Source organism: Kitasatospora sp. NPDC056731 (assembly GCF_040687675.1).
Classification (GTDB): domain Bacteria; phylum Actinomycetota; class Actinomycetes; order Streptomycetales; family Streptomycetaceae; genus Kitasatospora.
In genome coordinates this window covers 1-12083 of sequence record NZ_JBFBNR010000018.1, presented here as the reverse complement: position 1 = coordinate 12083, position 12083 = coordinate 1, and the positions used below count along the sequence as shown (strand labels likewise).

The 12083-nt window shown below is 73.2% G+C and carries 12 protein-coding genes; 8 read left to right on the top strand and 4 right to left on the bottom strand.

Annotation, left to right across the window (positions count from 1 at the left end; genetic code table 11):
- Window positions 1-81: 81 nt before the first annotated feature.
- Window positions 82-546, top strand: a complete 465-nt coding sequence (locus tag AB0R04_RS20210) for a pyridoxamine 5'-phosphate oxidase family protein (RefSeq protein WP_063346094.1) — start codon at window positions 82-84, stop codon at window positions 544-546.
- Window positions 547-629: 83 nt separating this feature from the next.
- Window positions 630-1118: a glutathione peroxidase gene (locus AB0R04_RS20205; protein ID WP_363372928.1), complete on the top strand. Its 489-nt coding sequence runs from the start codon at window positions 630-632 to the stop codon at window positions 1116-1118.
- An 86-nt stretch (window positions 1119-1204) separates the two neighbouring features.
- On the opposite strand, the gene AB0R04_RS20200 is transcribed toward AB0R04_RS20205, so the two are convergent.
- From AB0R04_RS20200 to AB0R04_RS20190, 3 genes are all read right to left on the bottom strand, one after another.
- The gene (locus AB0R04_RS20200; RefSeq protein ID WP_363373190.1) at window positions 1205-2035 is read right to left on the bottom strand and encodes a glycosyltransferase family 2 protein; all 831 of its coding nucleotides are present in this window, start codon (window positions 2033-2035) and stop codon (window positions 1205-1207) included.
- A 391-nt stretch (window positions 2036-2426) separates the two neighbouring features.
- A complete protein-coding gene (locus AB0R04_RS20195) occupies window positions 2427-2552 on the bottom strand; it encodes a hypothetical protein (protein WP_363372925.1) in 126 nt (41 codons plus the stop codon).
- A gap of 163 nt (window positions 2553-2715) precedes the next feature.
- A complete protein-coding gene (locus tag AB0R04_RS20190; protein ID WP_363372922.1) occupies window positions 2716-3636 on the bottom strand; it encodes a LysR substrate-binding domain-containing protein in 921 nt (306 codons plus the stop codon).
- Window positions 3637-3732: 96 nt separating this feature from the next.
- Here AB0R04_RS20190 and AB0R04_RS20185 point away from each other — a divergent pair, with 96 nt between their 5' ends.
- From AB0R04_RS20185 to AB0R04_RS20170, 4 genes are all read left to right on the top strand, one after another.
- Window positions 3733-4437, top strand: a complete 705-nt coding sequence (locus AB0R04_RS20185; RefSeq protein WP_363372919.1) for a succinate dehydrogenase cytochrome b subunit — start codon at window positions 3733-3735, stop codon at window positions 4435-4437.
- Window positions 4434-6377, top strand: coding sequence for a fumarate reductase/succinate dehydrogenase flavoprotein subunit (locus AB0R04_RS20180; RefSeq protein WP_363372916.1), 1944 nt, complete (start codon window positions 4434-4436; stop codon window positions 6375-6377). The genes AB0R04_RS20185 and AB0R04_RS20180 overlap by 4 nt, the downstream gene beginning before the upstream one ends.
- A complete protein-coding gene (locus AB0R04_RS20175) occupies window positions 6374-7111 on the top strand; it encodes a succinate dehydrogenase/fumarate reductase iron-sulfur subunit (RefSeq protein WP_363372913.1) in 738 nt (245 codons plus the stop codon). The genes AB0R04_RS20180 and AB0R04_RS20175 overlap by 4 nt, the downstream gene beginning before the upstream one ends.
- Window positions 7112-7436: 325 nt before the next feature.
- On the top strand, window positions 7437-7739 hold the full coding sequence (locus AB0R04_RS20170; RefSeq protein ID WP_363372911.1) for a hypothetical protein: 303 nt from the start codon (window positions 7437-7439) through the stop codon (window positions 7737-7739).
- A 48-nt stretch (window positions 7740-7787) separates the two neighbouring features.
- Here the strand turns inward: AB0R04_RS20170 and AB0R04_RS20165 are convergent, their stop codons facing one another.
- A complete protein-coding gene (locus AB0R04_RS20165) occupies window positions 7788-8726 on the bottom strand; it encodes a DUF2797 domain-containing protein (protein WP_363372910.1) in 939 nt (312 codons plus the stop codon).
- A gap of 88 nt (window positions 8727-8814) precedes the next feature.
- Here AB0R04_RS20165 and AB0R04_RS20160 point away from each other — a divergent pair, with 88 nt between their 5' ends.
- Window positions 8815-9486 (top strand): maleylpyruvate isomerase N-terminal domain-containing protein, encoded by a 672-nt coding sequence (locus AB0R04_RS20160; RefSeq protein WP_363372907.1) that lies wholly within the window; start codon window positions 8815-8817, stop codon window positions 9484-9486.
- A 136-nt stretch (window positions 9487-9622) separates the two neighbouring features.
- The gene (locus AB0R04_RS20155) at window positions 9623-11767 is read left to right on the top strand and encodes a restriction endonuclease (protein ID WP_363372904.1); all 2145 of its coding nucleotides are present in this window, start codon (window positions 9623-9625) and stop codon (window positions 11765-11767) included.
- Window positions 11768-12083: the final 316 nt, after the last annotated feature.

Genomic DNA, 12083 nt, shown 5'->3' with positions numbered 1-12083 from the left:
CGGAGGCGTACCGGGTACAAACCGGAAGACGCTCGCGCCCGACCTCCATGCGCGGGCCCGGAGCCCCCGGGAGCGCACACCATGCCCTTCACCATGGACAGGGCCGAGCGCGAGCGGTTCCTCGCCGCACCGCACGTCGGCGTGCTGGCCGTCGACTCCGGCACCGGACCGGACCGGGGACCGCTGGCCGTACCGGTCTGGTACTCCTACGTCCCGGGCGGCCTGCTCACCGTCATCACCGGCCGCGACTCCGTCAAGGCCCGACGGATCCGGGCCGCCGGGCGGTTCACCCTCTGTGCCCAGCACGAGCAGCACCCGGCCGCGTACGTGAGCGTCGAGGGCCCGGTGGTGGCAATCGAGGACCGGCTCGACCCGGACGAGTGGGCCGCCCTCGCGAACCGCTACCTGCCACCCGAGGCCGCGCGCGACTACCTCGCCTCCGCCCGGGAACAGTTGGCCGCCGACATCACGCTCCGGATGCGCCCCGAGCACTGGTCGAGCGCCGACTTCTCCGCCTTCGGGGCCGATCTGCCGGAAGACCGGTAGGTCGGGCCCGGTCCAGGTGGTCACGGCCACTACGGTGGCTCGGCGAGACTCCGTTCCACACACCTGCCGAAAGGACCACCACCGTGAGCCTGTACGACATCCCGCTGCGCACCCTCACCGGCGAGCCCACCTCCCTGGCCGAGTACAAGGGCAAGGCGCTGCTGATCGTCAACGTCGCCTCCAAGTGCGGCCTGACCCCGCAGTACACCGGCCTGGAGAAGCTCCAGCAGCGGTACGCCGCGCGCGGGTTCACCGTGCTGGGCTTCCCCTGCAACCAGTTCGCCGGGCAGGAGCCGGGCAGCGCCGAGGAGATCCAGACCTTCTGCTCCACCACCTACGGCGTCACCTTCCCGCTGTTCGAGAAGATCGACGTCAACGGCGACGACCGGCACCCGCTGTACCGGCAGCTGACCCAGGTCGCCGACGCCGAGGGCGAAACCGGTGACGTCAGCTGGAACTTCGAGAAGTTCCTGGTCTCCCCGGACGGCACCGTGGCCGCCCGCCTGCGGCCGCGCGTCGAGCCGGAGTCGGCCGAGCTGACCGCCGCGATCGAAGCCGTCCTGCCGGCCTGATCCGCCCGCCGACGGACCGGCCCCGGGCACCCGCCCGGGGCCGGTCCGTCGTTTCCCGGGGAGTGGATGCGCCAGGCGGCTGCGGCCTAGATGATCGGGGGCCGACCGAGCCGGGTCATGGTCCACACCGTGCGCCAGCGCATCGGCTTTCGCCGACCGCACGGTGTGCGCCAGCCCTCGGCGAAGCCCGAGAACCAGGCCTTCAACCCGGTGGCGTTCCGGGTGCGGGCGACCGTGAGCGCGACCCACACGCCGAGGTAGACCGGCACCAGCAGCGCGGGCAGGTGGCGGCGCGCGAGGTACACGCGGTTGCGGGCGTTCACCCGGTAGAAGAACGCGTGCCGGGTCGGGCTGGTCCGAGGGTGCTGCAGCAGCAGCTCCGGTGCGTACAACACCCGCCAGTCCGCGTCGAGTGCCCGCCAGGCCATGTCGGTCTCCTCGTGCGCGAAGAAGAACGCGTCCGGCCAGTCCCCGACCTGCCGCAGCATCTTCGTCGACAGACCATGGCCGCCGCCGAGAAAGCTGGTCACCTCGCCACCGCGCATCGGATCGCCGGCCCGCAGCCGGGGAACGTGGCGGCGCTGGGTAAGCCCGGTCTCGTCGGCGATCCGGAAGGACACGATGCCCAGCCCGGGGTCCGCCTCGTACAGCGCCTCGATCCTCGCGAACACGTCGTCGGCGACGAGCAGGCCGTCGTCGTCCAGGTCGATCACCACGTCCAGGTCGCGCAGGTGCTCCAGCGCCACGTTCCGGCCACCGGTCACCCCGAGGTTCTCGGCCAGCTCGACGCCCTCCACCCACGGCAGCAGCTCCGGCAACGGGCAGCCCTGGGCGACCACCACCGTCCGCGCCGGCCTGACGGTCTGCATCTCCACCGAGGCCAGCAGCTCGGCCAGTTCCTTCGGCCGCGTGCCCATGGTCAGGATTGCCACGCCCAGCTTGACGCCCACCGAAACTCATCCCTTCGAGGAAGCACACATGACCCAACGAACGCACCGCTCGGGCGCCGCGCCGCTCGGGGAACTCGCCGAGAGGCGGATGCTTCCGGACCACCAGGTCATGGACCAGCCCACACTGAACCGGATCGCCGGGATGCGGCCCGAGGTCTCCGCCGCGCCGCCCACCCTGCCACACTCGCCACTCATGTCGGTACCGGACGCCACTTGGTACTACCAGTCTCCGAACTGCGAAAACGCACCAGAAGGGGCCCTGTCGGCGGCGACCGACAGGGCCCCTTTCATAGCTGCGCAACACCCCGTTCCGGAATGGGCGAAGATCAGCCCGAACCGAAGCGTGGACGAGGGCCCATCACTCGTCGTCGGTGCCTACCGGGACCTGGTCCTCCCGGATAATGACGTGCTCCTCACCGTCGACCGTGATTTCAGTGCCTGCGTACGTGCCAGACGGAGTCTTGTCCTTGCTGTCCTCAGCCATGTCTCCTCCTTCAGTTCGACACGTTGTCGACCCGCACCGATCCTGCCATGACTGACAGTCACCGAACTATCAGCCTTGACAGATCGAAGGGAGCCCCCGTCGATGCCGACTAGTCGCCAGCATCCAGGACCTGATGGAACGTCGGAATTTCGAGAAGTCCCCGTCACAGCAACAGGCGTGTCCCCGGCGGGAGTTCACCCGACCCAGCAGCATGGTGCAGATGCGCAAGCAGGGTCGTGCGCAGGGCCTCCGCGGCGCGGGTCAGCGGCACCTCGTGGCCGTGTGCGACGGCGATGGTGCGGCCCAGGCCCGGGGCGGCGAAGGGTGTGACCGCGAGGCCCGAGCGGGCCGCGACCATTCCGGGGACGACCGCGGGGCCGAGTCCGGCCCTGACGAAGCCGAGGACGGCGTCCATCTCGCCGCCCTCCACCGCGAACTCCGGCTCGAAGCCGGCCGCCCTGCAGGCCGCCAGGGTCGCCTCCCGGACGTCGTAGCCCTCCCGGAACATCACCAGCGGGCGCCCCCGCAGCTCCGCCACCCGCGCCTTGCGCCGGGTCTGCCGCTCGGCGGAGACCAGCACCAGTTCCTCGTGCAGCAGCTCGGTGACGGCCAGCGCCGGCGCGGCCTCCCCGCTCGGCGGGGTGATGATCAGCGCGAGGTCCAGCTCCCCCGCCGCCAGCGAGCGGACCAGGTCGCGCGAGCCGCCCTCGCGGACCGCCAGTGCCACCCCCGGGTGGCGGTCCCGGAACACCCGCAGCACGTCCGGCACCAGGCTGGTGCACAGGCTCGGCGGCGCGCCGAGCCGGACCCGGCCGCGGCGCAGCTGGACCGTCTCCTGGACGGCCAGCCGGGCGCTCTCGGTGTCCGCGAGGATGCGCCGGGCCAGTGGCAGCAGCGCCTCCCCGGCGTCGGTCAGGGCGATGTTGCCCCGGGTGCGGTGGAACAGCTCGGCGCCCAACTCCCTTTCCAGTGAACGGATCTGCTGGGAGAGCGAGGGCTGGGCGACGTGTGCCGCCTCGGCGGCCCGGGTGAAGTGGCGGGTCTCGGCGACGGCCAGGAAGTAGCGGAGTTGCTGGAGCTGCACCCGACCAGGATAGGCCGCATTGATAGGCCACACCTATTGTCGTGAGCCGCAGCATGTCTTGGACGTACCCTGGTGGCCGTCCCTACCGTTGCAGCCATGACAACCGCGACTCGGACGGCCCGGCATCCGTCCACCCTGGCGACGCTCTGGCGGTCGACCGTCGGCAAGAAGGCGGTCATGGCCGTCACCGGACTGGCCATGCTGCTCTACCTGGTCGCGCACATGCTGGGCAACCTCAAGGTGTTCGCCGGCCCGGACGACATCAACGGCTACGCGGCCTGGCTGCGCACCATCGGACAGCCGTTCCTGGGCCACGAGTGGTTCCTGTGGATCGCCCGCTTCGGCCTGCTGGCCGCCGTCGTGCTGCACGGCGTCTCGGCCTACCAGCTCAGCCGCCGCGACCTCGCCGCCCGGCCGAGCAAGTACGTCCACAAGCGCCGCCGGGCGAGCTACGCGACCCGGACCATGCGCTGGGGCGGGGTGATCCTGGCGCTGTTCATCGTCTGGCACATCCTCGACCTGACCACGCTGACCGTGAACCCCGCCGCCGAACACGGCCGCCCGTACCAGAACATCGTGGCCTCCTTCGGCCAGTGGTACAGCTGCCTGATCTACATCGTCGCGATGCTCGCCGTCGGCCTGCACATCCGGCACGGCTTCTGGAGCGCCGCGCAGACCCTCGGCGCCAACAACGCCCGCCGGGACCGGGTGCTCAAGCTGACCGCCAACGGCCTGGCGCTCGTGCTGACCGTCGGCTTCCTGTCCGTCCCCGTGGCCGTGATGTTCGGAGTCGTCAAATGAGCTACCTGGACTACACCGTCGGCGAGCCCGTCGCCGACACCAAGGCCCCCGCCGGGCCGATCGAACAGCGCTGGGACCAGCGGCGGTTCGAGGCCAAGCTGGTCAACCCGGCCAACCGGCGCAAGCACACCGTGATCGTGGTCGGCACCGGCCTGGCCGGCGGCGCGGCCGGCGCCACGCTGGCCGAACAGGGCTACCACGTCGTCCAGTTCTGCTTCCAGGACTCCCCGAGGCGGGCTCACTCGATCGCCGCCCAGGGCGGCATCAACGCGGCCAAGAACTACCGCAACGACGGCGACTCGGTCCGCCGGCTGTTCTACGACACCGTCAAGGGCGGCGACTTCCGCGCCCGCGAGTCCAACGTGCACCGGCTCGCCCAGGTGTCGGTCGAGATCATCGACCAGTGCGTCGCCCAGGGCGTCCCGTTCGCCCGCGAGTACGGCGGTCTGCTGGACACCCGTTCCTTCGGCGGCGTGCAGGTCTCCCGCACCTTCTACGCGCGCGGCCAGACCGGCCAGCAGCTGCTGCTCGGCGCCTACCAGGCGCTGTCCCGGCAGATCGCCGCCGGGAATGTGGAGATGCATCCGCGCACCGAGATGCTCGACCTGCTGGTCGTCGACGGCCGGGCGCGCGGTGTCGTCGCCCGCGACCTGGTCACCGGCGCGATCAGCACCCACACCGCCGACGCCGTGGTCCTCGCCAGCGGCGGCTACGGCAACGTCTTCTACCTCTCCACCAACGCCAAGAACTCCAACGCCACCGCGATCTGGCGGGCCCACCGGCGCGGCGCCCACTTCGCCAACCCGTGCTTCACCCAGATCCACCCCACCTGCATCCCGCGCTCCGGCGACCACCAGTCCAAGCTCACCCTGATGAGCGAGTCGCTGCGCAACGACGGCCGGATCTGGGTGCCCAGGGCCCAGGGCGACACCCGGCCGCCGGCCGAGATCCCCGAGGACGAGCGGGACTACTACCTGGAGCGGATCTACCCGGCCTTCGGCAACCTGGTGCCGCGCGACATCGCCTCCCGGGCCGCCAAGAACGTCTGCGACGAGGGCCGCGGCGTCGGCCCCGGCGGGCAGGGCGTCTACCTGGACTTCGCCGACGCCATCCGCCGGCTGGGCCGGGACGCCGTCGCCGCCAAGTACGGCAACCTGTTCGACATGTACGAGCGGATCACCGCCGAGGACCCGTACCGGGTGCCGATGCGGATCTACCCCGCGATCCACTACACGATGGGCGGACTCTGGGTCGACTACGACCTGCAGACCACCGTCCCCGGCCTGTTCGCCGTCGGGGAGGCCAACTTCTCCGACCACGGCGCCAACCGGCTCGGCGCCAGCGCGCTCATGCAGGGCCTCGCCGACGGCTACTTCGTCCTGCCGCCCACCCTGAACGACTACCTGGCCCGCAACCCGCTGCCCGCCGTCCCCGCCGACCACCCGGCGGTCACCGAGGCCGAGGCCGAGGTCGAGGACCGGCTGAACCTCATCCTCGCGGTCGACGGCGACCGCACCCCCGACTCCTTCCACCGCGAACTCGGCGAACTCCTCTGGGACGAGTGCGGGATGGCCCGCGACGAGGCCGGACTGCGCCGGGCCCTGGCGCGGATCCCGCAGCTGCGCGAGGAGTTCTGGCGCCGGATCAAGGTGCCGGGCACCGGGCAGGAGCTCAACCAGTCGCTGGAGAAGGCCAACCGGCTCGTCGACTACTTCGAGCTCGCCGAACTCATGTGCCTGGACGCCCTGCACCGCGCCGAGTCCTGCGGCGGCCACTTCCGCACCGAGAGCCAGACGCCCGACGGCGAGGCCGCCCGGCGCGACGAGGAGTACGGCTACGCCGCCGCCTGGGAGTTCACCGGCACCGGCGCCGCCCCCGTCCTCCACCGCGAGGCCCTCGACTTCGCGTACGTCCACCCCACCCAGCGGAGCTACGCATGAACCTCACCCTGCGCATCTGGCGCCAGCCGGGCCCGGACGCCCCCGGGTCGATGACGACCTACCAGGTCGGCGGCATCAGCCCCGACATGTCCTTCCTGGAGATGCTCGACAGCCTCAACGAGGAGCTGATCACCAGCGGGGACCAGCCCGTGGCCTTCGACCACGACTGCCGCGAGGGCATCTGCGGCGCCTGCGGCATGGTCATCAACGGCCAGGCCCACGGCCCCGAGCGGACCACCACCTGCCAGCTGCACATGCGGCACTTCCGGGACGGCGACACCATCGACGTCGAGCCGTGGCGGGCGGCGGCCTTCCCGGTGGTCAAGGACCTGGTGGTGGACCGCTCCGCCTTCGACCGGATCATCGGCTCCGGCGGCTACATCTCCGCCCCCACCGGCAGCGCCCCCGACGCGCACGCCACGCCCGTCCCCAAGGAGGCCGCCGACACCGCCTTCGAACACGCCGAGTGCATCGGCTGCGGCGCCTGCGTGGCGGCCTGCCCGAACGGCTCGGCGATGCTGTTCACCTCCGCCAAGGTAGTCCACCTCAACGTGCTCCCCCAGGGCGCGCCGGAGCGCGCCTCCCGGGTGCGGGACATGGTCACGGCCATGGACGCCGAGGGCTTCGGCGGCTGCACCAACACCGGCGAGTGCGCCACCGCCTGCCCCAAGGGCATCCCGCTGCCCAGCATCGCCGCGATGAACCGCGAGTTCCTGCGGGCCGCGCGCGGTTGACGGGCCGCTCCGACCGGCCCCGCGCCCCGGGTGCGGGGCCGACGGCGTGCGGTGAGGCGTGCGGGGCATTCGCACGCCCCTCCGAGGGGTGGTGGATCGTCAGGTCCCGCGCCCGCGCCCGGGAATTCGCGCTACCGTGGTCCTCCGCTACGGAAGGACGGCATATGCCCGAGGTTCAGTCCTGTTCCGGTTGCGGCGGGTCCGGGGGGACCCAGAAGACCGAAGCCACGGTCGAACGGGACGAGGAAGGGAGCATGGTGCCGAGGATCCACACCTTCTGGTCGCCCTGCGGTCGGTGCCACGGATCCGGGACGGTGATCGCCGGATGAGGCTGGTCTTCGAGTGTGTCGAGTGCGGCGGACACTACCTGCCGCCCGAGAGCATGGCGTACCCGGACGGGCCCGCCTCCCCGATCTGGTGCTCGCACTGCCAGGCGGCCAAACGGTCCGCCGGCGTCCAGGAGGACCCGCTGCTCACCCGCGTGGCCCTGGCCGCCGCCCGGGCCGCACTCGCCCGGCGCACCGCCGAGGGCGAGCCCACCGCGCGCGCCGACGTCCGCCCGTCCCGGCCGCCGCTGTCCCGCCGGGCCCGCTCCGGCCCGGGCGGGGTGCGCAGCAAGCTGGGCTGAGCCCGCAGCCCCCGGGCTCGTGGGGAACCACCCCAGCCCGGATTCACTCTAGAAGAGCGCCTCCTGGGTGTCCGGCTCCGGCGGGCGGACCCGCTCCTCCAGGGCCACCCCGGACGTCGGGCGGCCGGAGACGGGCGCGAGCGTCCAGCCGGTGAGCAGCCGGGTGTCCAGCAGCAGCGGCCCCGAGCCGTCGGCCTGGTCCAGGAACAGGTGGCGGCCCACCGGCGGCCGCAGGGTGCCCGCGATCACCGCCCCGTCGGCCAGGCCGCCGACCTGCCGGTACGCCTCCGGTGCGCCGTCGGACAGCCCGAACCGCGCCACGTGGTCGACCACCGGGCGCTCGGCGAGCAGCTCCAGCGCGTGGCCGGCCAGCAGGCGGTGCGCCTGGGCCCGGGCCTCGGCCAGCACGGCCCGGCGGTACGGCTCGTCGCCGTGCGCCCACCAGTGCTCGGTCTTCAGCCTGGCCTTGAACCGCTCGCGGGCCAACCCGGAGGCGGCGACGGTGAGTTCGGCGCGCCGGACGGCCGGCAGCCCGCCCCGGGCGGTGAACGCGTAGGCCAGTGCGCCCTGTTCGAGCAGTCGGCTGTCGCCGCGCTGTTCGGCCGTCAGGCCGACCTTCAGCAGGCCGTCGCCGAACCAGGCGAGGTAGAGCAGGTACGTCCGGCCGTCGTCGAGGATCTGGTCCCGGGCGAGGGCCAGGCCCCGGTCGACGCTCTGGCAGGCCGGGCACTGCACGGCGGCGCCGTCCGGCGCGATCACCGCGTGGTGCGGGCACGGGGTGCGCTCCGTCGCCCCGGCCAGCCAGGCGCCGGTGCAGCGGCGCGGCCCGCCCAGCAGCCAGCCGACCTCCGCGCCGGGCGTGACGGCCCGCTCGTGCGCCTGGCCGCCGCGCACGGCGCCGAGCAGGGCGCGGCCCTCGTGCCAGCTCAGCCCGGTGGAGACCCAGCCGGCGGGCCGGTCCGGGTGGTGCTGTGGTGCGATCGTCACGGGCATGCCTCCCTCTCGAACCAGTGCAGAGTACCCGCCACCCCTGACAGTGCTCCCGTGACAGTGCCCCCTGCTAGCCTCCGCGACCATGACGCCCGACACCGCCGTCCAGCCCGCCGAGACCGCCGACGACCTCGCGCTCGTCCTCCGGCTCGCCGCCGCCACCCTGCGCGCGGCGCCCGCGGACGCCGACTGGTCCCGGCCCGCCGGGACGGTCACCTGGGACTGCTGGACCACCGTCGAGCACCTCGCCGACGACCTGCTCGCCTACGCCGCCCAGCTCGGCCCGGCCGCCCCGCCGCGCGAGCGGTACGTCCCCTTCGCCACCGAGCGCCGCTTCCCCGGCGGGCCGAACAACTTCGTCCGCGCCGACCGCGCGAGCGGGCCCGACGGGCTGGTCGAGGTGCTGGAGGCGAGCGGCGGGCTGATGGTCGCGATCGCCCGCGCCGCCGCACCCGAGGTCCGCGCCTACCACCCGTGGGGTGTCGCCGACCCGGCCGGGTTCGTCGCGATGAGCCTGGTCGAGACGCTGGTGCACCTGCACGACGTCACCCAGGGCCTCGGCCTGCCCTGGGACCCCCCGGCCGACCTCTGCCGCCGCGTCCTGGCCCGCCTCTTCCCCGACGTCCCCGTCACCGCCGCCGACGCCCCCTGGCCGACCCTTCTGTGGGCCACCGGCCGCGCCCCGCTGCCCGGCCGGCCGCTGCGCACCGACTGGCGCTGGCACGCCCAGCCCGGGGACGCGCCCCAGGTGCACTGACCGGTGCAGTGCAGCCGTGCTGCTCGCGGGGCTTGGCCCGGTGGGGTGTTCACGTTCTATTGTTGCGGGCGCGGTTGGCGGCGCGGCCGGGAGGCGGGCGACGCGACCGGTCCGGCGTGCAATGAAGGGGTGGACGGTGGCGGGGCGGCGGAACGACGGAGTGCTGGCGATCTGGGCGGAGGCGCAGCGACAGCAGCAGCGCCGGGAGGAGGCCCGCTGGCGTGCCGAGGCGGCGCAGCAGCGCCGACTGGAGCGCGAGCAGCGGGATGAGCAGCGGGCGACGGCCCGCAACGAGCGGGAGGCACAGCGGGCCTACCAGCAGTCCCGGGAGGCGGAGGCGGCCCGGCTGACGGCCGAACTGGACGCCCGGGTCGAGGAGTTGCGCGGGTTGCTGGCCGCAGGGCTGGCGGCTCCGGCGTTCGGCCCGCAGGCGCTGCTGGCGCCGCGCCCGGTGCCGCCGTTCGACCCGGGCCCGCTGGGTCGGCCGGTGGAGCTGCCCGATCAGGGCGGCCCCAAGTACCACGTGCCGCCGCCGGACCAGGTGCAGGCGCGCAATCCGGGGGTGCGGCGGCAGTACGAGCAGTACCTGGCGCAGGCCCGGACCCGGTTCGAGCAGGACTGGTACGCCGCCCAAGCGCAGGAGGCCGACCGGCAGCGCCGGCTGGCCGCGTACCACCAGGAGTACCTGGCCTGGGCGGCGCAGTGCCGCCGCCAGGACGAGGACCGCGCCGCCCGTACCGAGGAGTTGCTGCGGCGGCTGCGCGCAGGCGAGCCGGAGGCGGTGCAGGAGTACTTCACCGCCGGCCTGTACGCCTCGGCGGCCTGGCCGGAGGGCTTCCCGCACCGGCTGGTGGCGGCCTGGGAGGCGTCGACCCGGCAGCTGGTGGTGAACTGGGAGCTGCCCGGCCCGGACGTGGTGCCGGCCGCCGGCCGGGTCCGGTACGTGAAGACGGACGACCGCGAAGCGGAGGTGGCCCGCCCGGCGACGGAGCGCAAGGCGCTGTACCGGGAGGTGCTGGCGCAGTCGGCGCTGCGGCTGGCGGCGGAGCTGTTCCGGGCGGACCGGGACGGGATGCTGGACTCGGTGGTGCTGAACGGTTTCGTCCTCGGCATCGACCCGGCGACCGGCCGGGAGGCGGAGCGCTTCCTCGCCACCCTGACCGCCTCCCGGGCCGAGTTCGCCGGGCTGGCGCTGGACCGGGTGGCGCCGGTGGACTGCTTCCAGGGCCTGGGCGGCAAGCTGTCGGCGCGCCCGGAGCGGCTGGACGAGGTGCGGCCGGACCGGCTGCCGGAGACGGTCGGCGGGAGCCTGGCCGGGCACGGCGGCGACGACGACCCGGACCTGTTCGAGATGGACCCGATCGAGTTCGAGGAGCTGATCGCCGAGCTGTTCCGGCTGCGCGGCTTCCGGGTGATGACCACGGCCCGCAGCGGCGACGTCGGGGTGGACGTGGTCGCCGAGGACCTGGACCCGGTGACCGGCGGCAAGATCGTGATCCAGGCCAAGCGCTACCGCAAGACGGTGTCCCCGACGGCCGTGCGCGACCTGGAGTCGACCGTCCGGCACCACGGGGCGAACAAGGGCATCCTGGTGACCACCGCCGGCTTCGGCCGCGGCTCGTACAGCTACATCGAGGGGAAGCCGCTGACGCTGGTCAGCGGGCCGGAGCTGGTGGAGCTGCTGGCCGAGCAGGGGCTGCGGGGGCGGCTCGGCGGCGGCTCCGCGGAACAGGAGAAGCCCGCACCGGCGGCCGCGCCGACGGACCGTCACAGCAGCCTGACGGTCAGCTGGCAGAGCCGGACGGCCGGCGGCGACGCGGTGGAGCTGGACGTCACCGCGTTCCTGTGCGCCGCCGGGCGGGTGCTGAGCGACGAGCACTTCGTGTTCTTCAACAACCCGCAGGACCCGGACGGCGCCGTGCGGCTGCACCCGACCCACTCGGTGCCGGGCGAGCCGGCCCGGGCGGTCCGGCTGACCCTGGACCTGGAGCGGCTGGCGGCCACGGTGGACGAGGTGGTGGTCGCCGTCTCCACCGAGGAGGAGGAGCCGCGGGCCCTGCCGCTCGGCTACGTGCACGGTGTCGCCCTGGCGGCGACGTACGGTCCGGGCGCGGCCGGTCCGGTGGAGTGGGCGGCCGGCACCGGCGGCGTGCCGGACAGCGCGATGCTCATGGGTTCGTTCCAGCGTGCGGGCGGCGAATGGCAGTTCAGCCCGTCGGGCCGCTCGGTGACGAACGGTCTGCTCGGGCTGGCGGGCGCGTTCGGCGTCGCGGTGGAGTAGCACGGGGACCATCGTCCGCAGCACAGGGACCATGGTCCTCAGGGATCGGTGTCATACCTGAGGAGGAGAAGACCCCCGCCGAGCCGCCGAGACGGCGGGGGTCGCCCCTCCTCGGGACATACGCATCGCGCTCGAACGGATTGGGAGGATGGAACGGAACCCGAATGTCCGTTCCCGCCCTCAGGAGCACCCCCGTGACGACCCCCGCAACCGCCGTCCGTACCGGCCTGGCGGCCGCCCGCGCCACCGGCCTCAACAAGGTCTACGGGGACGGGGAGACCCGCGTCGTGGCCCTCGACAACGTCAGCGTCGACTT

Excerpts from the sequence above, each read along its gene's own strand:
- AB0R04_RS20200 (WP_363373190.1), bottom strand. The coding sequence starts at position 2,035 with ATGGGCACGCGGCCGAAGGAACTGGCCGAGCTGCTGGCCTCGGTGGAG.
- AB0R04_RS20180 (WP_363372916.1), top strand. The coding sequence starts at position 4,434 with ATGAGCTACCTGGACTACACCGTCGGCGAGCCCGTCGCCGACACCAAG.
- AB0R04_RS20175 (WP_363372913.1), top strand. The coding sequence starts at position 6,374 with ATGAACCTCACCCTGCGCATCTGGCGCCAGCCGGGCCCGGACGCCCCC.
- AB0R04_RS20195 (WP_363372925.1), bottom strand. The coding sequence starts at position 2,552 with ATGGCTGAGGACAGCAAGGACAAGACTCCGTCTGGCACGTACGCAGGC.
- AB0R04_RS20210 (WP_063346094.1), top strand. The coding sequence starts at position 82 with ATGCCCTTCACCATGGACAGGGCCGAGCGCGAGCGGTTCCTCGCCGCA.
- AB0R04_RS20185 (WP_363372919.1), top strand. The coding sequence starts at position 3,733 with ATGACAACCGCGACTCGGACGGCCCGGCATCCGTCCACCCTGGCGACG.
- AB0R04_RS20170 (WP_363372911.1), top strand. The coding sequence starts at position 7,437 with ATGAGGCTGGTCTTCGAGTGTGTCGAGTGCGGCGGACACTACCTGCCG.
- AB0R04_RS20160 (WP_363372907.1), top strand. The coding sequence starts at position 8,815 with ATGACGCCCGACACCGCCGTCCAGCCCGCCGAGACCGCCGACGACCTC.